Genomic DNA, 21,643 nt, shown 5'->3' with positions numbered 1-21,643 from the left:
CGTCGGGCGGCGCCAGGCAGGGCCCGCTACAGAGTCATCTTGTATCCGACATGCGACGCAGTGAAGCCAAGCCGGTCGTAGAAGCGGTGTGCCTCCTCGCGCGTCCGGTCGGAGGTCAGCTGGACTAGGCTGCAGCCGCGTGAGCGGCATTCGGCAATCGCCCATTCGATCATCCGCCCGCCGATCCCTTCGTTCCGCCGGTGCCGCGCGACTCGCACCGCCTCGATCATGCCGCGCCAGGCACCCTTCCGGGACAGGCCGGGAATGAAGGTGATCTGCTGCATGCCGACGATCTCTCCGTCCCGGTCGGCGACGCAGAAGATCTGGTTCGGGTCCGCGTCGATGGTCGCGAAGGCCGCGCGGTAGGGGGCGGGATCGGTGCCCTCCCGCCCCCGGCCGAGGTCGTCATCGGCGAGAAGCGCCATCAGTGCGGGCAGGTCGGCGGCGGTGGCGGCGCGGAAGTGGACGGGCATGGGAGTTCCTGGGGCGGTCGCCTGAGGTATCGCGCGGCCGGCAGGGGGAGGCAATGGCGCGCCGGGGCCCGCGGATGGGATGTCTTGGGACGCGGGGGGCGCCATGGTCCGGGATGGGACGTGTGGGACAGGAGGTCCGCCAATTGTGGGATGCGGGGGGCGCACCCCTCCCGATTCCGTGATTCGAGGGTGATTTTGCCGGTTTTCACGGCGCACGACGAAAGCGCTGCATCCAAAATGACCGCCGATTTGCCTGTGATTGAAAAAACTTTGGATTTGATGGGACGCACTGGGGTCAGACGGATCACGTCTATATATGGTATATGGTTCCATAAAGATCCCGATATAGGCGAAAAATTGCCAAGAATACGATCAAGCTTCGGTCACGCGATCTTGTGGATAACCTTGTGAGCGCAAGGAAAGTGGCGAAATACTTGTTGCGTCCCATCAAGGCCCATGGCATCCATGGTTCACAAGATGAGAACGGGAAACGAGGCGTCAAGACCTCATAAAAACCCAAGGCAGTGATCATACAGGCACCCGCTTTCATCAAACCAAGAGATCCGGCGCGTGGGCGAGCAGACATCCCCCCAGGTGGCACGCGCAGTCGGACAACCCGGTAACGGGACGAGGGCGGCGGATAGGGCAGTGGCAGCTTCCCCTATCCGCCGTTTCCGTTTCCGGGGTCAGGAAACCTTTACGGGGGAACGGGACGTGAGGAATTGGCTTACATAGAGCGGTTCCAGGGCAGCGAAGACATGAAGGTGGACGCCAAGTACCGGCTGTCCGTCCCCGTCGACTTCCGCCGCGTTCTCGAAAAGCAGGATCCCGAATGGCAACCCGGCAAGCCCGCGCGCATGGTGCTGCTCTGCGGCCCGCGCCTGAAGGGGTTTGTCGAGGGCTACTCCATCGACTCCATCGCCGAAATCCAGTCGGCGCTGTCCTCCCGCCCCAAGGCCGACGCGGTCGGCAAGGCCCTGCGCCAGCACTATATTCACAGCGCCGTTCCCGTCACCGTGGATGACACGGGCCGCATCGTCGTGCCCGCCCGCGTGCGCGAGAAGCTGGACCTCGGGAAAGAGGAATACGTGACGTTCCTCGGTGACCTGAAGACCTTCCAGCTCTGGAAGCGCGACGATTACCAGGCCGAGGTCGCCGCACAGGACGACACCCTGGGCGAGGATTTCGACCCCGATGCCGCCATCGACGCGATGATGTTCGGCGATGCGCAGGGGGGCGAGTAAGCCATGGCCGCCCGCGCCCCCGGTCAGACTTCCGGCCCGGACGCGCCCCATGTCCCGGTGCTGCTGCGTCCCCTGCTGAAAGCGGTCGCGCCGGTTTCCGGCGTCTGGCTTGACGGCACCTTCGGCGCGGGCGGCTATGCCCGCGGGCTGGTCGAGGCCGGGGCCGACCGCGTGATCGGTGTGGATCAGGACCCGCTGGCGGCGGAGATGGCGGAAGGCTGGATCGGCGGCTACGAGGGCCGGATCGACCTGAGGCAGGGCAACTTCGCCGATCTGGACGAGATCGCGGGCGAACCGCTGGACGGCGTGGTTCTGGACCTCGGCGTATCGTCGATGCAGCTGGACCTTGCCGAACGCGGGTTTTCCTTCATGAAGGAAGGTCCACTCGACATGCGGATGAGCCAGAGCGGACCGACCGCCGCCGATCTGGTCAACGGCATGGAGGAGGGCGACCTTGCCGACGTGATCTTCCTTTATGGAGAGGAGCGTGCCTCCCGCCGGATCGCGCGGACCATCGTGCGCGAACGCGCCGCCGACCCGATCACCACCACCCTGCGCCTGGCCGGCATCGTGGAGTCCTGCCTGCCACGCGCAAAGCCCGGCCAGTCCCACCCCGCGACCCGCACCTTCCAGGCGCTGCGCATCGCGGTGAATGACGAATACGGCGCGCTGGCCGAGGGGCTGATGGCCGCCGAGCGTGCGCTGAAGCCCGGCGGCATGCTGGCCGTCGTCACCTTCCATTCGGTCGAGGACCGGATGGTCAAACGCTTCATCCAGATGCGCTCGGGCGGGGCAGGGCGGTCGAACCGCTATGCCCCCGAAGCGCCCGAGGACGCGCCCCGCTTCGCCGCCGTCACCCGGAAGGCCGTCGGCCCGGATGACGAGGAACTGGCCGCAAACCCCCGCGCCCGCTCTGCCCGGCTGCGGGTGGCCCGCCGGACCGAGGCGCCGGCCGAAAAGATTGACCGCAAGGCATTGGGAATGCCGGAATTCCAGGGAAGACTGCAATGAGAACGTTGCTCTATATCCTGTCCTTTGCCGCCCTGATCGGGCTTGGCTTCTGGGCCTACCAGGAAAACTACCGCACCAAGCAGATCGTGAACGAGGCCGAACGCCTGCAGGATCAGATCGCGCAGGCCCGTGCCCGGCTTGGCGTCCTGCGCGCGGAATGGGCCTATCTGAACCGCCCCGACCGTCTGAGCGAACTGGCGGAACTGAACTTCGACTCCCTCGCCCTGCTGCCGATCACCCCAGACCAGTTCGGCCGTATGGACCAGGTCGATTATCCGCAGCGCGAGGTCGCGCCGCTGGTCGTCACCAACCCGGTCGAGGTTTCCACCCTTTCCATGGCGGAGGAAAAGCTGTGAGCAACACGCCCCTCCGCATCCCGCTGCGTCCGCTGGCCCGTATCCTCGAAGCCCGCGAGAAGGGCGAGAACCCCGACAGCATCGAGAAGGAGAACCTGCGTCTGCGTCACGAGGAGATGCGCGATCGCGCCCGTGTCCGGGCCGAGGGACGGATCCTTGTGCTGGGCGCGATGTTCGCGCTCGCCTTCGTGACCATCGGGGTCAAGATGTGGGTCGTGGCGGAATCCGAACCCGCCGAACCGCGCACCTCCTCCGCCGGCTCGGCCATCGTGGCGCAGCGCGGGGATATCGTGGACCGGCAGGGGCGGATCCTGGCCACCAACCTCGACACCTTTGCGCTTTACGCACACCCGCACCAGATGGTCGAACCCGTGAAGGCCGCCCGCGAACTGGCAGAGATCTTCCCGGAACTCGACCGCGAGCGGCTGGAGAAGGATTTCACCGGATCCCGCCGTTTCGTCTGGATCCGCCGCAACATCAGCCCCGAACAGCGTCAGGCCGTGCATGACATCGGTGAGCCCGGCCTGCTGTTCGGCCCGCGCGAGATGCGGCTGTACCCGAACGGCGCGATTGCCGCCCATATCCTCGGCGGCGCGGGCTACGGGGAAGAGGGCGTGGATGCGGCCGAGATCCGCGGCACCGCCGGGGTCGAGAAGAAGTTCGACGACTATCTCACCGATCCGGCCAACGGCGGACGTCCGCTGCAGCTGTCGCTGGACCTGACCGTGCAGGCGGCCGCCGAACAGGTGCTTTACGGCGGGATGCGGGTGATGAACGCCAAGGGCGCCGCGTCTGTCCTGATGGATGTGAAGACGGGCGAGATCATCTCGATGGTGTCGCTGCCCGACTTCGACCCGAACAACCGCCCGCCGCTGCCGACCAAGGGCCACCCCGACGACAGCCCGCTGTTCAATCGGGCGGTGCAGGGGGTGTACGAGCTTGGCTCCACCTTCAAGATCTTCACCGCCGCACAGGCGCTGGACATGGGGCTGGTCAGTCCCGAGACGATCATCGACATCCGCGGCCCGATCCGCTGGGGTCGCCATGCGATCCGCGACAGCCATTACCTCGGCAAGGAAATGAGCGTGGCGGAGATCATCATCGAAAGCTCCAACATCGGGACCGCCCGCATTGCCGAGAAGATCGGCGGCGAACGCCAGAAGCAGTTCCTCGCCGATCTCGGCCTGTTCGAACCCACGCCGGTGGAGATGATCGAGGCCCCGAGCGGCGCGCCGCTGATCCAGAAGAACTGGTCCGACCTGACCACGATGACCGTGTCCTTCGGTCATGGCATGTCGGTCAGCCCGCTGCACCTGGCCGCCGCCTATGCGACCATCGCCAACAACGGCAAGCGCGTGCGCCCGACCCTGCTGACCCAGAAGGCGCCGCAGGACGGGCCCCAGGTCATGTCCACCGCCGCCGCGCGCATGTCCCAGGATCTGCTGCGCCGTGTTGTGACCGAAGGCACCGCATCCTTCGCGCGCATCGACCACTACTCGGTCGGCGGCAAGACCGGCACGGCGGACAAGCCCAAACCCACGGGCGGGTATTTCAAGGACAAGACGATCACCACCTTCGCCTCCATGTTCCCGGCGAACGACCCGCGCTACGTGCTGATCGTGACGCTGGACGAAGCGGTCGAGACCTCGGGCGACAAGCCACGGCGCACCGCCGGCTGGACCGCCGTGCCGGTCGGGGCAGAGATGATCACGCGGATCGCCCCGCTGCTCGGCCTCCGGCCCGAGATTGCACCCGTCAACCTCGCTGGTATAACGCTGACATCGAACTAAGCCGGAAAGGCAGCGGGGATGGCAGCGGACGCAGGGCAAACGCAGACACTGGGCCAGCTTGGCCTGTCCGCGCAGGGCGGCCGCGACGTGGCCATCACCGGGCTGGCCGTCGACAGCCGCGACGTGCGCGACGGTTTCCTCTTTGCCGCGATGCCCGGAACGCGCGTCCACGGGGCCGAATTCATCCAGTATGCGCTGCGGCAGGGCGCGGTCGCCGTGCTGACAGATGCGGAGGGCGCGAAGATCGCGGCCGACGACCTGGCCGACAGTGATGCCGCCGTGGTGATTGCCGAAGACCCGCGTCAGGCGCTGGCCTATACCGCATCGCTCTGGTTCGGGCGGCAGCCGCGCGTGATGGCGGCGGTGACGGGCACCAACGGCAAGACATCGGTTGCGACCTTCCTGCGCCAGATCTGGATGCTGGTCGGGCGCGAGGCGGTGAACCTTGGCACCACGGGGGTCGAGGGCAGCTATTCCGCCCCCCTGATGCACACCACGCCCGAACCGATCACCCTGCACCGCATGCTGGCCGAAGTGACCGACGAGGGCGTCACCCATGGCGCGATGGAGGCGTCGTCGCACGGGCTGGCGCAGCGGCGGCTGGACGGCGTGGTGCTGAAGGTCGGGGGGTTCACCAACCTCACGCAGGACCACCTCGACTACCACCACGACTTTGAAGAATACTTCGAGGCGAAGGCCGGGCTGTTTACCCGCGTCCTGCCCCCCGACGCCTCTGCGGTCATCAACATCGACGGGCTGCGCGGCGAGGACATGGCGGAACTGGCGGCGGAACGGGGGCTCGACGTGCTGACCGTCGGCAGCCATGAGGAGGCGGAGCTCTGTATCCTCAACCGCCGGTATGACGCCGACAGCCAGACCATCCGCTTCAGCTTTGACGGAGAGGTGCATCAGGTGCAGCTTAACCTGATCGGGGGCTTTCAGGCGGAAAACGTTCTGGTCGCCGCCGGCATGGCGATCCTGTCCGGTGAGGACCCGGACGAGGTCTTTGCCGCCCTGCCGGCGCTGGTCACCGTGCATGGCCGCATGGAACTGGCCGCGCGCCGCGCCAACGGGGCGGCGGTGTTTGTCGACTATGCCCATACTCCGGACGCCGTGGCCACCGCGCTCAAGGCCCTGCGCCCGCATGTCATGGGCCGCCTGATCGCCGTCATCGGTGCCGGCGGTGACCGCGACCGGACCAAGCGCCCCCTCATGGGCGAGGCGGCGGCGCAGAATGCGGATGTGGTGTTCGTGACCGACGACAACCCGAGGTCCGAGGACCCCGCCGCGATCCGGCAGGCGGTCATGCTCGGCTGTCCGGAGGCGACCGAAGTTGCCGACCGTGCCGAGGCGATCCTGCGCGCCGTCGATGCCCTGCAACCGGGCGACGCGCTGCTGATCGCGGGGAAGGGGCACGAGACCGGGCAGATCGTCGGCGACACGGTCTTTCCCTTTGACGACAGCGAACAGGCCAGCGTTGCCGTGTCCGCGCTGGACGGACGCCTGCCATGACGCTCTGGACGGCGGCGGAGGCCGCGCAGGCCACCGGCGGCGAGGCGCGGGGCGACTGGTCCGTCACCGGGGTCTCCATCGACACGCGGACGATCCAGCGCGGCGACATGTTTGTCGCGCTCTCGGCGGCGCGGGACGGCCATGATTTCGTGCGGCAGGCGCTTGAGCTTGGGGCAGGGGCCGCGCTTGTCTCCCGCATTCCCGACGACGTCGCGCCCGATGCGCCGCTGCTGGTCGTGCCGGACGTGCTGCGGGGGCTGGAGGCCATGGGCCGCGCCGCCCGCGCGCGGATCGCTGGAAAGGTCGTCGCGGTGACCGGTTCGGTCGGCAAGACCTCCACCAAGGAAATGCTGAAGACCGTCATCGGCGGACAGGCGCGCGTGCATGCGGCGGAGGCGAGCTACAACAACCACTGGGGTGTGCCCCTGACGCTGGCGCGGATGCCGAAGGACACCGAGGTCGCGGTGATCGAGATCGGCATGAACCACCCCGGGGAAATCGCGCCGCTTGCCCGTCTCGCGCGCCCGCATGTCGCTATGATCACCACCGTCGGCACCGCGCATCTTGAGGCCTTCGACAATATCGACGGCATCGCGCGCGAGAAGGCGGCGATCTTTTCCGGCCTGATGCCCGATGGCTGGGCCGTCTACAACGGTGACCTGCCGACCACCCCCATCCTCGCCGCCGCTGCCGCCGAAGCGGGTGCGAAGCTGCTGAGTTTCGGGGAGAAACCGCAAAACCACCACCGCCTGATGCATGTCGAGATCGTCGACGACACCACGGTGGCCGAAGCCCGCATCTGGCGCGCCAAGGCCCTGTTCAAGGTCGCCGCCGCCGGGCGCCACTATGCCCTGAACGCACTTGGCGTGCTGGCCGTGGTACGTGCGCTTGGCCTGGACCGTGCCGTCGCCTGCGCCGATCTTGGCCAGTGGGCGCCGCCAGCGGGGCGGGGGATGCGGGAACGGCTTTTGCTGGACCCGGTGGACGACCGCATGTCCTTCGAACTGATCGACGATGCGTTCAATGCGAACCCCGTCTCAATGGCCGCCTCGCTCGAGGTCATCGCCGCCGCGCGTCCCCGCGACAACCTGGGCCGCCATGCCCGTGGCCGCCGCATCGCCATCCTGGGCGAGATGCTGGAGCTCGGCCCCGACGAACTGGCGATGCACGCGGGCCTGGCCGACCTGCCCTCGGTCGCGAAGCTGGACATCGTGCACTGCGTCGGTGGCCGGATGAAGGTGCTTTACGAAGCGCTGCCGCCCGAAAAGCGTGGCCGCTATTCGGAAAAGGCGGCCGATCTCGCCGCCGTCGCGCCGCGTCTCGCGGATGCGGGCGACGTCGTGCTGGTCAAGGGGTCCAAGGGATCGAAGGTCTCCGAGGTTGTTGACGCGCTCCGGAAACTGGGGCATCCCGCGCCGGATAATTGAGGCTGCCGACCAGGAGGTCGCAAGATGTTGTATTGGTTAACCGCGCTGTCGGACGGAGGGGACCTCTTCAACCTCTTCCGCTACATCACCTTCCGCGCGGGCGGTGCCTTCATGACGGCGCTGATTTTCGGTTTCCTCTTCGGCCGTCCCCTCATCAATGTGCTGCGTCGCCGTCAGGGCAAGGGCCAGCCGATCCGCACCGACGGGCCCGAGGGACATTTCGTCAAGGCCGGCACGCCGACCATGGGCGGGCTGCTGATCGTGGGGGCGCTGCTCACCTCCACCCTTCTGTGGGCGCGGCTGGACAACGGTTACGTCTGGATCGTCCTGTTCGTGACCATGGGCTTCGGCCTGATCGGGTTCGCCGACGACTACGCCAAGGTGTCCAAGCAGAATGTGAAGGGCGTGCCGGGCAAGGTGCGGATCGCGCTCGGCCTGCTGATCGCGCTGGTTGCCTCCTACTGGGCGGCGACGCTGCACCCGGTCGAACTGGAATATCGCCTCGCCCTGCCGGTCTTCAAGAACGTGCTGTGGAACATGGGCTGGCTGTTCCTGCCCTTCGCCATGTTCGTCATCGTCGGCGCCGCCAACGCGGTGAACCTGACCGACGGGCTGGACGGGCTCGCGATCATGCCGGTTATGATCGCCTCCGGCGCGCTTGGCGTTATCGCCTACACGGTCGGTCGCGTCGACTTTTCCGAATATCTCGAGGTTCACTATGTCCCAGGCACCGGAGAGATCCTGATTTTCGTCGCGGGCCTGATCGGCGGCGGGCTCGGCTTCCTGTGGTACAACGCGCCCCCCGCCGCCGTCTTCATGGGCGACACCGGGTCGCTCGCGCTTGGCGGGGCCATCGGGGCGATCGCGGTCGCCACCAAGCACGAGATCGTGCTTGGCATCGTCGGCGGAATCTTCGTGGTCGAGGCGCTGTCGGTCATCATCCAGGTCCTGTATTTCAAGCGGACGGGCAAGCGGGTCTTCCTCATGGCTCCGATCCACCATCACTATGAAAAGAAGGGCTGGGCGGAGCCGACCATCGTCATCCGCTTCTGGATCATCTCGCTGATCCTGGCGCTGATCGGGCTCGCGACACTCAAACTGCGGTAGGATCCCGCCGACGGATCACAGGAAAGTGTGGTGCCACACGATGCCTTGGGGTATCCTCGCGTAAAGCAACGGGAGGGGCCGGGCACATGGCACGCAAGACACTGATCGCAGGGCTGGTCGCCGGGACGCTGGCAGTGCCGGGCGCGGCGGGGGCGAGCACCTTCAACATCAGCCTTTCGGTGGATGCGTCGTTCAGTGCCGACCAGATCTCGGTCTTCAACTCCATCGTCGCCGCGATCGAAAAGCGCATCGTCGGCTACCTTGAGCCGATCGCGGGCTTCACCGGTCCGGTGATCGCCGTCAACACCTTTACAGAAGCGGCCTCCGGCACGCTCGCTTATGCCACCGTGTCGGGTATCAAGACCTCGGCCAGCTATGTCTACGCGTCCTCCGGCTCTGTCACCTTCGACACGGCCGACCTGACCCGGCTCGAGGACAAGGGCCATCTTGGCACGATCTTCGGGCACGAACTGGCCCATGCGCTTGGCTTCGGCACGCTCTGGAACAGCACCGGCATCACCGGCGCGCCGTCGCCCTATCCCTGGCAGGATCTCTACGTGAACGGGTCGGGCCAGTATACCGGGGCCTTCGGACTGGCCGCCTATCGCAAGGAATGCGACGCCTCCGCCACCTTCGTGCCGGTCGAACTGACCGGCGGGATGGGCACCGCGAATGCGCATTGGGACGAACGCTGGGCCTGCGGATCCGATGCGGTGATGACCGGGATGATCAACCTGAACCAGCCGGCGGTGCTGACCGAAACCACCATCGCGTCCTTTGCCGATCTCGGCTACGTTGTCCTGCCGCCGGTCCCTCTTCCGGCGGGCGGGCTGTTGCTGATCTCCGCCTTCGGGGCGGCCGCCGCGCTGCGACGCCGGTCGGCAGAGCCGGCAGAGGCGGAGCAGGGGCTTCCGTCCGGCGCGGACCTCCGGTAACCCGGTGCGCGGGCGGACCGCGCGGTCCGCGACAGCAGCGGGAATGAACAGGTGATTGCAGTCAAAGGTGTCGATGGCCTCCGGATCGCGGTTCTGGGGCTCGGGCGGTCCGGCCTGATCGCGGCGCGCGCGCTGCGGGCCGGAGGGGCCGAACCGGTCTGCTGGGACGACAACCCCGCAGCGCGTGACAAGGCCGAAGCGGAGGGTTTCGCCACCTCCGACCTGTCCCGCCCCGGCGCGTTCGAAGGCATCGCGTCGCTGATCGTCAGCCCCGGCATTCCGCATCTTTACCCCCAGCCCAACCCGGTGATCGCCGCCGCGCTGGACGAAGGCATTCCGGTCGACAACGACATCGGCCTGTTCTTCCGGTCCGTCGGAGAGACAGACTGGAGCGATTACGAGGTGGAGCCGAAGGTCGTGACCGTCACCGGGTCGAACGGCAAATCCACCACCTCCGCCCTGATCCACCATGTGCTGACCGCTGCGGGCCGCGAGAGCCAGCTGGCGGGCAACATCGGGCGCGGTGTGCTGGACATCGACCCGCCGGGCGACGGCGGTGTTGTGGTGCTGGAACTGTCAAGTTACCAGACTGATCTGGCGCGGGCGCTGACCCCGGATGTTGCTGTTTTCACGAACCTTTCCCCGGATCATCTGGACCGACACGCGGGACTGGGCGGCTATTTCGCGGCCAAGCGCCGTCTGTTTGCCGAAGGCGGGCCGGACCGCGCGGTGATCGGCGTGGACGAGATGGAGGGGCGTTACCTCGCCAACCAGATGGCGGAGGGGCCGGGGGATGACCGGGTGATCCGCGTATCTTCGGCGCGCAAGCTGACCGGCGCGGGCTGGCTGGTCTATGCCCGCAAGGGTTTCCTGACCGAATGGCGCAAAAGTCGGCAGGTCGGCTCCATCGACCTGCGCGAGGTGATGGGCCTGCCCGGCGCGCACAACCACCAGAACGCCTGCGCCGCCTATGCAGCCTGCCGCACGCTTGGCCTTGCCCCGCGCGCGATCGAGACCGCGTTCCACAGCTTTGGCGGATTGCCGCATCGCTCCCAGACCATCGCGGAGCATGGCGGTGTGCGATACGTCAACGATTCCAAGGCGACAAACGTCGATTCGGCAGCCAAGGCGCTGGAGGCCTTCACCCGCATCCGCTGGATCTGTGGCGGTCTGGAGAAGGAGGGCGGGCTGGAGGGGCTGCTGCCGTCGACAAAGTCCGTGCTGAAGGCCTATGTCATCGGCCGCGAGGCGGCGCAGTTCGCCGTCCAGCTGCGCGGGGTGGAGAGCGAGGTCTGCACCGACATGGCCACCGCCGTCGCCCGTGCGAGCGCGGAGGCGGAGCCGGGCGACACCGTCCTTCTGGCCCCCGCCGCGGCGTCCTTCGACCAGTACGACAGCTTCGAACGGCGGGGCGAGGATTTTACCGCTCAGGTGGCCAAGGTGACGGCCGGGGGGTGACGCCGGCGGAATCGGGGCTGGCGGTGTGGCACGGTTCCCCCGGTTCCCCCGGTTCTATCGATACCACCGAAATACCAACGACCCCAAGGGTCCGTCATCCTCGGGCTTGATCCGAGGATCTCGGTTTCGGGCGCGGCATGTGGCACGAGTTCCTCGGGTCAAGCCCGAGGATGACGTCGCGGGGGTGACCGGGACGCAAGGAACTCCTTAACCATCGCACAAACGAAACGTCACTTGTCATTAACCCACATTTCCTCCCCGGAAATCTCTGGTTAACGAAATCTTTCGGACGCCGAACTCCAGCAACTTTCCGTTAACAAACCCGCATCCGACTTGCGCAGTCAGTCATTGCGCCGCTCCAGCTTTGCAGCCTAACCCTCTGGCCGGACAAGGGTTAACGCCCGCGTAACCCCTCCGCCGCCGCCATGGCGGAGGCCCAGGCCCACTGGAAGTTGTAGCCGCCCAGCCACCCCGTCACGTCCACGCATTCGCCGATGAAGTAGAGCCCCGGCTGCGCCCGCGCCTCCATCGTCCGGCTCGACAGCCCGTCTGTCGCCACCCCGCCAAGCGTCACCTCCGCCGTGCGGTAACCCTCTGTTCCGCCGGGCACGACCTGCCAGCGGTGCAGCCTCTCGGCCACCTGCGCCAGAACCACGTCCGACATGTCGGCGAGGTTGCCGGGCAGTGCCAGTTCCGCCGCCACCGCATCCGCCAGTCGCGCGGGCAGCATCGTGGCGAGTTCCCGCGCAAGACCGCGTCGCCCCGCCTCCGCCCGCGCTGCACGCAGGGTCGCGAGCGCATCGTCGCCGGGGAACAGGTCGACCTCCACCGCCTCGCCCTCGCGCCAGTAGGAACTGACCTGAAGCACCGCCGGCCCCGACAGCCCGCGATGCGTGAACAGCAGCGCCTCGGGAAAACCCGGCCCCGTGGCAGCGGTGGCGCGCACCGGCAGCGCCACGCCGGAGAGGTCGGCAAACCGCCCCTCCGGGAAGGTGAACGGCACCAGACCGGCACGCGTCTCCGTCACCTCCAGACCGAATTGCCGGGCGATATCATAGGCAAACCCCGTCGCCCCCATCTTCGGGATCGACTTGCCGCCCGTCGCAATGACCAGTGACGCGGCCTCTGCTGTCCATACCTTGCCCGCCGTTTCCAGCACGACGCGGTACCCCCCCGGCAGCGCCTCGACCCCGGTGACGGAGGTCGACAGGCGCAGCACCGCCCCCGCATCCGCGACCATGCCGGTCAGCATGGCCACGATCTGCCGGGCCGATCCGTCGCAGAACAACTGGCCAAGCGTCTTCTCGTGCCAGGCGATGCCGTGGTCCGATACCAGCGACACGAAATCCCAAGGGGTGTAGCGGGCGAGCGCCGACTTGGCGAAATGCGGATTGGCCGACAGGAAGTTGCCCGCCTCGCATCCGGTGTTGGTGAAGTTGCACCGCCCCCCGCCCGAAATCCGGATCTTCTCGCCCGCCGCTGCCGCGTGATCGACCAGCAGCACCCGCCCGCCGCAATGCGCGGCGCACATCAGGCCGGCGGCTCCGGCGCCAAGGATGATCGTGTCGAAATTCATCCCCCGCGCCTTGCCTGAATCCGTCCTGTGGCGCAATCCGGGCAGGATGCATTCAGACTGGCCAGAGCGCGAAATTTTGGCTAAACTGTGGCACCAGACCCCGAAAAACGGGGCGGACAGAGGCAGAAGGCAGCAGTCCCATGACTGAAATGGTTTACGGCGCGCTCCCCGTCCCGGACGGAGAGCCGATCCTTCCCAAATGGTGGCGCACCATCGACAGATGGTCCCTGACGACGGTTCTCATCCTCTTCTGCATCGGCCTGCTTCTCGGCCTCGCCGCGTCGCCGCCGCTGGCCGAGCGCAACGGCTATCCGCCCTTCTACTACGTCTCGCGGCAGGCGGCCTTTGGCGTGATGGCGATGATCGCGATGATCGTCACCTCCATCATGACCCCGCAGGCGGTGCGGCGCCTGTCCGTGCTGGGCTTCCTTGTCGCCTTCGTCGCCATTGCCCTGCTGCCGGTCTTCGGCACCGACTTCGGCAAGGGCGCGACGCGGTGGTATTCGCTTGGCTTCGCCTCGCTCCAGCCGTCGGAGTTCCTCAAGCCCGTGTTCATCGTCGTGACGGCATGGCTGCTGGCGGCGGCGCAGGATCTGAACGGCCCGCCGGGGCGGCTCTGGTCCTTCATGCTGATGACCGTAATCGTCGGCTTCCTCGCCGCGCAGCCCGACTTCGGGCAGGCCAGCCTTGTGCTCTTCGGCTGGGGCGTCATGTATTTCGTCGCCGGCGCGCCGCTGACGCTCCTGCTCTGCATGGCGGGTGGCGTGGTGGTCTTTGGCGTGCTGGCCTACAATTCGTCCGAACACTTCGCGCGGCGGATCGACGGCTTCCTGACTTCGGAAATCGACCCGACAACCCAGATCGGCTATGCCACCAACGCGATCCGCGAGGGCGGGCTGTTCGGCGTCGGCGTGGGGCAGGGGGAGGTGAAGATGTCGCTGCCGGACGCGCATACCGACTTCATCATCGCCGTTGCGGCCGAAGAATACGGGCTTGCGCTCGTCGCGGTCATCATCCTGCTCTACCTCAGCCTCGTGCTGCGGTCGTTCCTGCGCCTGACGCATGAGCGGGACTCCTTCGTCCGCCTGGCCGGTGTCGGCCTTGCGGCGACCTTCGGAGTGCAGGCGATGATCAACCTCGGCGTGGCGGTCCGGCTGCTGCCGGCGAAGGGCATGACGCTGCCCTTCATCTCCTACGGCGGTTCCTCGGTCATCGCCTCGGGAATCGCGGTCGGCATGCTTCTGGCCCTCACCCGCACCCGGCCGCAGGGGGAAATCAACGACCTGCTCGCCGGGAGGGCGCGATGAACCTGAGCGCCCCGCTTCTCGTCATCGCGGCTGGCGGCACCGGCGGACACATGTTCCCGGCACAGGCGCTGGCCGAGACGATGCTGGCGCGTGGCTGGCGGGTGAAGCTGTCCACGGATGCGCGCGGCGCCCGTTACACCGGGGGATTCCCGCCGGGGGTGGAGATCGAAGTCATCTCCTCCGCCACCTTCGCGCGTGGCGGCCTGATCGCCCGCGCGCTGGTGCCGCTGCGGGTCGCGGGCGGTGTGATCAAGTCGGTCTGGCGCATGATGCTGGACCGTCCTTCCGTCATCGTCGGTTTCGGCGGCTACCCGGCGATCCCCGCCGTGGCCGCCGCGACGATCCTGCGCAAGCCGCGCATGATCCATGAACAGAACGGCGTGCTGGGGCGCGTGAACCAGATCTTCGCCAAGCGCGTGGACCTTGTCGCCTGCGGCACCTGGCCCACGACCCTGCCCGAGGGGGTGGAGGGCCACCACACCGGCAACCCGGTCCGCGCCGCCATCCACGACCGCGCCGGCGCGGGCTACATTCCGCCGGGCGATTACCCGATGTCGATCCTGGTGATGGGCGGCTCGCAGGGCGCGCGTATCCTGTCCGACGTGGTTCCGCCCGCTCTGGCCGCCTTGCCGTCCGATCTGCTGCGCCATGTCCGCGTCAGCCATCAGGCGCGGGAAGAAGACATCGAACGTGTCGCCGCTTTCTACGCCGAGAACGGCATTGATGCGGATGTGGAACCCTTCTTCCACGACGTGCCCAAGCGGATGAGCGAGGCGCAGCTTGTCATCGCCCGCGCCGGTGCCTCGACCGTGGCGGACCTGACGGTGATCGGCCGCCCGTCGATCCTCGTGCCGCTGGCCGCGGCGATCCGCGACGAACAGACCGCCAACGCGCGCGGTCTGGTACAGGCAGAGGCCGCGATACTGATGCCGGAAAGCCATTTCCACGTGGAAACCCTGGCCGAGCACGTGACGTCCATCTTGTCCAACCCGCAGGCGGCAGAGCATATGGCCCGCGCCGCCCTTTCGGTCGGCAAGCCGGACGCGGCCGAAGACCTGGCCGGGATGGTCGAATACCTTGCAACGAAAAAGAACAACGGGGACGGGCAGAAGCCATGACTTTTGAAGGACGGATCGACGTGAGCGCAGCAACCAAACTTCCCGGCGACGTGGGCGCCATCCATTTCGTCGGCATCGGCGGCATCGGCATGTCGGGTATCGCGGAGGTCCTGCTGAACCACGGCTATACCGTCCAGGGGTCTGACCTGAAGGCGTCCAAAATTACCGAACGGCTGGAGAAGCTGGGCGCGAAAGTCTTTGTCGGCCAGAAGGCGGAAAACCTCGACAATGCGCAGGTGGTGGTGATCTCCTCGGCCATCAAGCGCGGCAACCCGGAACTGGACGAAGCCCGCACGCGCGGCCTTCCGGTCGTCCGCCGGGCCGAAATGCTGGCCGAACTGATGCGCCTGAAGTCCAACGTCGCCATCGCCGGGACCCATGGCAAGACGACGACCACCACCATGGTCGCCACGCTGCTGGACGCCGGCAATTTCGACCCGACCGTCATCAACGGCGGCATCATCCACGCCTACGGGTCGAACGCCCGCGTCGGCCTCGGCGAATGGATGGTGGTTGAAGCGGATGAAAGCGACGGCACCTTCAACCGCCTGCCCGCAACCATCGCCATCGTCACCAACATCGACCCGGAGCATATGGACCACTGGGGCGATTTCGACACGCTGCGCAAGGGTTTCCTCGACTTCGTGTCGAACATCCCCTTCTACGGGCTCGCCGTCTGCTGCACCGATCACCCCGAGGTCCAGGCGCTGGTCGGCAAGATCACCGACCGCCGCGTCACCACCTACGGCTTCAACGCCCAGGCCGACATCCGCGCGGTGAACCTGACCTACAAGGCGGGGGTGGCGCATTTCGACATCCTGCTGCAGGCCGAAGGCGACAGGATCGACGGTTGCACCCTGCCCATGCCCGGAGATCACAACGTTTCCAATGCCCTGTCGGCCGTAGCTGTCGCGCGCCACCTGGGTATGAAGAAAGACGAAATCCGGACCGCCCTGGCCGCCTTTGGCGGGGTGAACCGCCGGTTTACCAAGGTCGGAGAGGTTAACGGCGTCACCGTCATCGACGACTACGGCCACCATCCCGTTGAGATCGCTGCGGTTCTCAAGGCAGCGCGGCAGGCGACCGAAGGCCGCGTGATCGCCGTGCACCAGCCGCACCGCTACACCCGCCTGCATTCCCTGTTCGAGGACTTCTGCGCCTGCTTCAACGAGGCCGACGTGGTGGCCATCGCCGAGGTCTACGCCGCCGGAGAGGACCCGATCCCCGGCGCCACCCGCGAGGATCTGGTCGCCGGGCTGATCCGCCACGGCCACCGCCACGCCCGCGCCATCACCTCCGAGGACGACCTCGAGCGGCTGGTGCGCGAACAGGCGCAGCCGGGCGACATGGTGGTCTGCCTCGGCGCCGGCACGATCTCTGCCTGGGCCAACGGGCTGCCGGCGCGTCTGCAGGGATAACACGGGGGGCATGGCGGGACTGGCGGGCTGAAGCCCGCCCTACGGATGCGTCACCGAAAGGCAAAGGCGTAGGCCGGGCCTCTGCCCGGCTCCGCCGTCGCCCCCGGTGTTGCACAAACGACTCTCTCCGCCAGACACCGCCTTACCCCAACCAAAAGCATTTGCCCCACAGATATAGATGCCCCACCATCAGAGACATCTAGAGGTGGGGACGACATCAATGCTTATCTTCGCGCAGACCTACTACTTCTTCATCGTGACGATCCTGGCTTTCCTGACCGGCTTTTCGGTCTGTCTCGCCACCACACAGCACCGGATCTGGCCCAAGGGGATGATCCTTCCAGCCGTTGGCCTTGGCCTGCTGCTGCAGACGATCTACCTGCCGATCCCCGGCTCGGACTCCCTGCTGGTCAGCGCGATCGGCGCGACCCTGATCGCGGGCAGCGTGCTTGGCCTGGCGCTTGGCGTGATCCTGCAGATCCGCCGCGACGCGCGCATCCCGCGCCTGCTCTGACCTCGCCCGTGCCTTGCCGAAAGGGCGGGGCGTTGCTATCCCCCTCCGGACCCAACCCGGAGAGTCCATGCACCCCGACCAGATCGAGATCCGAGGGCGGCTGACCGCCGCACGCCCGCTCTCTGACCTGACATGGCTGCGGGTCGGTGGCCCGGCGGAGTGGTTCTTCCAGCCAGCCGACACCGGGGATCTTGCCGATTTCCTCCGCCAATTGGACCCGTCGGTCCCGGTTTTTCCCATGGGCGTGGGGTCCAATCTGATCGTGCGTGACGGCGGTCTGCGGGGCGTGGTGATCCGCCTCGGGCGCGGCTTCAACGGCATCGAAGTCACCGGCACCCCCGTCACCGCCGGTGCCGCCGCGCTGGACGCGCATGTGGCGAAAAAAGCGGCAGAGGCGGGCGTCGACCTGACCTTCCTCCGCACCATCCCCGGATCGCTCGGCGGGGCCCTGCGCATGAACGCCGGGTGCTACGGCAGCTACACCGCGGATCACTTCGTGAGCGCCCGCGCCGTCACCCGCGCCGGAGAGATCGTCACCCTGACCCGCGACGACCTGCAGTTCGCCTACCGTCAGACCGACCTGCCGGAAGGCTGGGTCGTCACCGAAGTCACCCTCGAAGGGCCGGAAGGTGACCCCGAAGAACTGGCCAACCGCATGGGAACGCAGCTCAAAAAGCGCGACGAGACACAGCCGGTGAAGGACCGCTCTGCCGGGTCGACCTTCCGCAACCCGGCTGGCTTCTCCTCCACCGGGCGGGCGGATGACGTGCACGACCTCAAGGCCTGGAAGCTGATCGACGACGCCGGAATGCGCGGCGCACGGCGGGGCGGGGCGCAGATGAGCGAGAAGCATTCCAACTTCCTCATCAACACTGGCGGCGCAACTGCCGCCGATCTGGAAGGATTGGGCGAGGAAGTCAGAAATAGGGTGTTCCAATCTGCGGGTTTGACGCTAGAATGGGAAATCATGCGCATCGGTGAACACGTCCCGTCAGAGGACTAGCGGCGCGCAGGGCAGAATACAGGACCAATCCGGTTCAATAGCTTAACAGGGGCAAAAGCCCCGGACTGAGGCGCTAAAGTGGGTGTGTCGAGCAGGACATCCCCGAAAGTGGCTTTACTGTTGGGTGGCCCCTCGGCCGAGCGTGAGGTGTCGCTGTCCACAGGGCGCGAATGCGCGGCCGCACTGCGGGGCGAGGGATACGAGGTGGTGGAGGTCGATGCCGGCCCCGACCTTGCCGCGCGTCTGGCGGACATTGCCCCCGATGTCGTTTTCAATGCACTTCACGGAAGATGGGGCGAGGACGGCTGTGTCCAGGGTCTGCTGGAATGGCTGAAGATCCCCTACACGCATTCCGGTGTGCTGGCCTCCGCGCTTGCCATGGACAAGGAAAAGACCAAGGGCGTCTACCGCGCCGCCGGTCTGCCCTGTGTCACCAGCCTGCTGGCCGCGCGTGAAGAGGTCTCCGCCCGTCACCTCATGGAACCGCCCTACGTGGTGAAGCCCTATAACGAAGGATCCTCCGTCGGGGTCTACATCGTCAACGACGGGGCGAACACGCCGCCGCAGCTGTCCGCCGACATGCCCGACACGGTGATGGTCGAAACCTTTGCGCCGGGGCGGGAACTGACCGTATCGGTGCTGGGCACGGGTGAGGGCGATCCCGGCCCGCTCTGCGTCACCGACATCCTGACGGACGGCTGGTATGACTATTCCGCCAAGTATTCCGTCGGCGGATCGCGCCACGTCTGCCCCGCAGACCTGCCGCGGGAGATCGACTCCGCCTGTCTCGACTACGCCCTGCGCGCCCACAAGGCGCTCGGTTGCCGCGGCCTGTCCCGCACCGATTTCCGATGGGACGAGGCGCGCGGGCTGGACGGGCTGATATTGCTGGAAACCAATACGCAGCCCGGCATGACCCCGACCTCCCTGTCGCCCGAACAGGCGCAGGCGAAGGGCATGAGCTTTGGCCAGCTGTGCCGCTGGCTGGTGGAGGACGCATCATGCAACCGCTGATCGCGACCCGTGAGGCCACGCCCGTGACTGCGGTCAAGCCCTCGCCCAAGGCACCGCCCAAACCGCCGTCCCGCCGCGAGGCCGAAAAGCCCCGCGTCGATCCCGCGCCGTCGCGCGCCGCCTACCGGATGCAGCGGGTCATGCTGACCCCGGCCTACCGGCTGACGCTGCGGGTGCTGCTGCCGTTCGTGATCTCCATGTCCGTCGTCGCGGTCTACATGTCCGACGCCGACCGGCGCGATGCCGTGGTGCTGGGCCTTCAGGACCTGCGCAACCAGATCGAGACGCGCCCCGAATTCATGGTCAAGTTGATGGCAATCGACGGGGCCTCCACGGAGGTCGAGGCGGACATACGAGAGATCTCCCAGATCGATTTCCCGGTCTCGACCTTCGACCTCGATCTCGAAACCCTGCGCACCTCCATCCTCGGCCTGCCGGCGGTGGCGGATGTCGGCGTCCGGGTGAAACAGCTTGGCGTGCTTGAGGTCACGGTGACCGAACGCCAGCCCGCGCTGCTCTGGCGGTCGCGCAATGGCGTGCAGGTGCTTGACGAGACCGGCATCGTGATCGGCGACCTCGGCAGCCGCACCCTCCGCCCCGACCTGCCGCTCATCGCCGGGCATGGCGCCGACAGGGCGGTGAACGAGGCGCTGGAGCTTCTGCGGATCGCCGAACCGCTTCAGGACCGCCTGCGTGGTCTCGTGCGGATCGGAGAGCGGAGATGGGACGTCGTGCTGGACCCGGACCTGCGGATCATGCTGCCGGACGACAGGCCCGATCTTGCGCTGGAACGCGCGATCGCCCTGCACGAGGCCCAGGATGTGCTGAACCGCGACGTGTCGGCGCTGGACCTGCGCCTTGCCGCACGGCCGACGATACGAATGAACGCCGGGGCGCTCGACCGCTGGCGGCAGATTAAAGATATGGTTGTGGAGACCGGCAACTGATGACGATGCTCTATGAAACGCAACGGGCGATGCGCGGAATGCGCAAGGCGGCAATGCAGCGCGGCGTGGTGGCGGTGCTGGACGTGGGCAGTTCCAAGATCGCCTGCCTTGTCCTTCGGATCGACCAGTCCGGCGCGACCTATCAGGGTGACGGGGCAGGGTCCCTGGCCGGGCAGGTTGGCTTCCGCGTGATCGGCGCCGCGACGACCCGTTCCCGCGGCGTCAGCTTCGGCGAGATCGACTCCATGCCCGAGGCGGAGCGCGCGATCCGCACCGCCGTTCAGGCCGCGCAGAAGATGGCCAACATCCGCGTAGACCATGTCATCGCCTGCTTCTCGGGCGCGCAGCCACGCAGCTACGGCCTGACCGGGCAGGTGGAGATAGAGGATCAGGCGGTCAGCGAACAGGATATCTCCCGCGTGCTGGCAGCCTGCGACGTGCCGGATTACGGCCACCACCGCGAGGTCCTGCACGCCCAGCCCGTGAACTTCGCGCTCGACCACCGATCCGGTCTGTCGGATCCGCGCGGGCAGATCGGGCAGGTGCTGTCCACCGACCTGCACATGCTGACGGTGGATGCGACCGCCGTGCAGAACCTCGCCTACTGCCTGAAGCGCTGTGACCTGGAACTCGCCGGGATCGCGTCATCGGCCTACGTCACCGGGATTTCCGCGCTGGTGGAGGACGAGCAGGAGCTTGGCGCCGCCTGCATCGACATGGGCGGCGGCACGACCGGCATCTCAATCTTCATGAAAAAGCACATGATTTCCGCCGATACCGTCAGGATGGGCGGGGATCACGTGACCGGCGACATCTCCATGGCGCTGCAGATCCCGACTGCCCATGCCGAACGGATCAAGACCTTCTACGGCGGCGTTGTCGCCACCGGCCGCGACGATCTTGAGCGGATCGAGCTGAAGAGCGACACCGGCGACTGGAACCATGACCGCCGCGACGTGTCGGTTGCGGAGCTGATCGGCATCATGCGGCCGCGGGTGGAGGAGATCCTCGAAGAGGTTCGCCATCGTCTCGACGCGGCGGGCTTCGACCACCTGCCGAGCCAGCAGATCGTTCTGACCGGCGGCGGGTCGCAGATCCCCGGGCTCGACGGGCTGGCCTCGCGCATTCTTGGCCAGCGCGTGCGCCTCGGCCGTCCGCTCCGCGTGCATGGCCTGCCGCAGGCCGCGACAGGGCCAAGCTTTGCGTCATCGGTCGGCATGTGTCTCTTCGCGGCACGGCCCCAGGACGAATGGTGGGACTTCGACCTGCCAGTCGACCGCTACCCGAACAAGAGCCTGCGCCGTGCCGTCCGCTGGTTCAAGGACAACTGGTAGGCCGCTGGAATACCACGTCAGGCCGCCCTTCGGGCGGCCTTTTCAATCACCAGGTAACGCAATCTTGCATCGCCGGATCGCCCGCGGGCGGTCCCTTGC

General features: G+C 66.9%; 19 protein-coding genes. 17 read left to right on the top strand and 2 right to left on the bottom strand.

The genetic code is table 11. The features are described 5' to 3' along the window. Positions 1-26 precede the first annotated feature (26 nt). The gene (locus IEV87_RS10100) at positions 27-473 is read right to left on the bottom strand and encodes a GNAT family N-acetyltransferase (RefSeq protein WP_188477565.1); all 447 of its coding nucleotides are present in this window, start codon (positions 471-473) and stop codon (positions 27-29) included. Positions 474-1,195: 722 nt separating this feature from the next. Here IEV87_RS10100 and IEV87_RS10095 point away from each other — a divergent pair. The 9 genes from IEV87_RS10095 to murD all read left to right on the top strand — a co-directional run bounded on the left by IEV87_RS10095 (position 1,196) and on the right by murD (position 11,313). Beyond that, positions 1,196-1,717, top strand: coding sequence for a division/cell wall cluster transcriptional repressor MraZ (locus IEV87_RS10095; protein ID WP_188477564.1), 522 nt, complete (start codon positions 1,196-1,198; stop codon positions 1,715-1,717). Between the two features lie 3 nt (positions 1,718-1,720). Further along, positions 1,721-2,728 carry a 16S rRNA (cytosine(1402)-N(4))-methyltransferase RsmH gene (rsmH, locus tag IEV87_RS10090; RefSeq protein WP_188477563.1) on the top strand — a complete coding sequence of 336 codons (1,008 nt, stop codon included), beginning with the start codon at positions 1,721-1,723 and terminating at the stop codon, positions 2,726-2,728. Further along, positions 2,725-3,084 carry a cell division protein FtsL gene (ftsL, locus tag IEV87_RS10085; RefSeq protein ID WP_188477562.1) on the top strand — a complete coding sequence of 120 codons (360 nt, stop codon included), beginning with the start codon at positions 2,725-2,727 and terminating at the stop codon, positions 3,082-3,084. The genes rsmH and ftsL overlap by 4 nt, the downstream gene beginning before the upstream one ends. Then, the gene (locus IEV87_RS10080) at positions 3,081-4,874 is read left to right on the top strand and encodes a peptidoglycan D,D-transpeptidase FtsI family protein (RefSeq protein WP_188477561.1); all 1,794 of its coding nucleotides are present in this window, start codon (positions 3,081-3,083) and stop codon (positions 4,872-4,874) included. Before ftsL ends, IEV87_RS10080 begins: the two co-directional genes overlap by 4 nt. A gap of 18 nt (positions 4,875-4,892) precedes the next feature. Further along, complete coding sequence (locus IEV87_RS10075) at positions 4,893-6,386, top strand: UDP-N-acetylmuramoyl-L-alanyl-D-glutamate--2,6-diaminopimelate ligase (protein WP_188477560.1); 1,494 nt, start codon at positions 4,893-4,895, stop codon at positions 6,384-6,386. Continuing rightward, entirely contained in the window at positions 6,383-7,813 is a 1,431-nt protein-coding gene (locus IEV87_RS10070) for a UDP-N-acetylmuramoyl-tripeptide--D-alanyl-D-alanine ligase (protein ID WP_188477559.1), read from the top strand. The genes IEV87_RS10075 and IEV87_RS10070 overlap by 4 nt, the downstream gene beginning before the upstream one ends. Positions 7,814-7,837: 24 nt before the next feature. Beyond that, on the top strand, positions 7,838-8,920 hold the full coding sequence (gene mraY / locus IEV87_RS10065) for a phospho-N-acetylmuramoyl-pentapeptide-transferase (RefSeq protein ID WP_188477558.1): 1,083 nt from the start codon (positions 7,838-7,840) through the stop codon (positions 8,918-8,920). Positions 8,921-9,006: 86 nt separating this feature from the next. Beyond that, complete coding sequence (locus IEV87_RS10060; RefSeq protein WP_188477557.1) at positions 9,007-9,855, top strand: leishmanolysin-related zinc metalloendopeptidase; 849 nt, start codon at positions 9,007-9,009, stop codon at positions 9,853-9,855. A gap of 51 nt (positions 9,856-9,906) precedes the next feature. Then, complete coding sequence (murD, locus tag IEV87_RS10055) at positions 9,907-11,313, top strand: UDP-N-acetylmuramoyl-L-alanine--D-glutamate ligase (RefSeq protein ID WP_188477556.1); 1,407 nt, start codon at positions 9,907-9,909, stop codon at positions 11,311-11,313. Positions 11,314-11,707: 394 nt separating this feature from the next. Here the strand turns inward: murD and IEV87_RS10050 are convergent, their stop codons facing one another. Then, entirely contained in the window at positions 11,708-12,889 is a 1,182-nt protein-coding gene (locus IEV87_RS10050) for an NAD(P)/FAD-dependent oxidoreductase (RefSeq protein ID WP_188477555.1), read from the bottom strand. 140 nt (positions 12,890-13,029) lie between these two features. Between IEV87_RS10050 and IEV87_RS10045 the strand changes: the two genes are divergently transcribed. The 8 genes from IEV87_RS10045 to ftsA all read left to right on the top strand — a co-directional run bounded on the left by IEV87_RS10045 (position 13,030) and on the right by ftsA (position 21,544). After that, a complete protein-coding gene (locus IEV87_RS10045) occupies positions 13,030-14,196 on the top strand; it encodes a peptidoglycan glycosyltransferase FtsW (RefSeq protein ID WP_188477554.1) in 1,167 nt (388 codons plus the stop codon). Next, positions 14,193-15,314 carry a UDP-N-acetylglucosamine--N-acetylmuramyl-(pentapeptide) pyrophosphoryl-undecaprenol N-acetylglucosamine transferase gene (locus IEV87_RS10040; RefSeq protein ID WP_373284040.1) on the top strand — a complete coding sequence of 374 codons (1,122 nt, stop codon included), beginning with the start codon at positions 14,193-14,195 and terminating at the stop codon, positions 15,312-15,314. The genes IEV87_RS10045 and IEV87_RS10040 overlap by 4 nt, the downstream gene beginning before the upstream one ends. Before the next feature lie 20 nt (positions 15,315-15,334). Continuing rightward, positions 15,335-16,732, top strand: coding sequence for a UDP-N-acetylmuramate--L-alanine ligase (murC, locus tag IEV87_RS10035; RefSeq protein ID WP_188477553.1), 1,398 nt, complete (start codon positions 15,335-15,337; stop codon positions 16,730-16,732). Positions 16,733-16,952: 220 nt separating this feature from the next. After that, positions 16,953-17,246, top strand: coding sequence for a hypothetical protein (locus IEV87_RS10030; RefSeq protein ID WP_188477552.1), 294 nt, complete (start codon positions 16,953-16,955; stop codon positions 17,244-17,246). 67 nt (positions 17,247-17,313) lie between these two features. Further along, complete coding sequence (gene murB / locus IEV87_RS10025; RefSeq protein WP_188477551.1) at positions 17,314-18,249, top strand: UDP-N-acetylmuramate dehydrogenase; 936 nt, start codon at positions 17,314-17,316, stop codon at positions 18,247-18,249. Between the two features lie 78 nt (positions 18,250-18,327). Further along, the gene (locus IEV87_RS10020; protein ID WP_188477550.1) at positions 18,328-19,263 is read left to right on the top strand and encodes a D-alanine--D-alanine ligase; all 936 of its coding nucleotides are present in this window, start codon (positions 18,328-18,330) and stop codon (positions 19,261-19,263) included. Then, positions 19,251-20,210 carry a cell division protein FtsQ/DivIB gene (locus IEV87_RS10015; protein ID WP_188477549.1) on the top strand — a complete coding sequence of 320 codons (960 nt, stop codon included), beginning with the start codon at positions 19,251-19,253 and terminating at the stop codon, positions 20,208-20,210. The genes IEV87_RS10020 and IEV87_RS10015 overlap by 13 nt, the downstream gene beginning before the upstream one ends. Next, on the top strand, positions 20,210-21,544 hold the full coding sequence (gene ftsA, locus IEV87_RS10010) for a cell division protein FtsA (protein WP_188477548.1): 1,335 nt from the start codon (positions 20,210-20,212) through the stop codon (positions 21,542-21,544). Before IEV87_RS10015 ends, ftsA begins: the two co-directional genes overlap by 1 nt. Positions 21,545-21,643: the final 99 nt, after the last annotated feature.

This window comes from Primorskyibacter flagellatus, assembly GCF_014638275.1.
GTDB classification, from domain to species: Bacteria; Pseudomonadota; Alphaproteobacteria; order Rhodobacterales; family Rhodobacteraceae; genus Pseudooceanicola; species Pseudooceanicola flagellatus_A.
The sequence above is the reverse complement of the archived record's forward strand: the minus strand, read 5'-3'. Positions and strand labels throughout refer to the sequence as shown.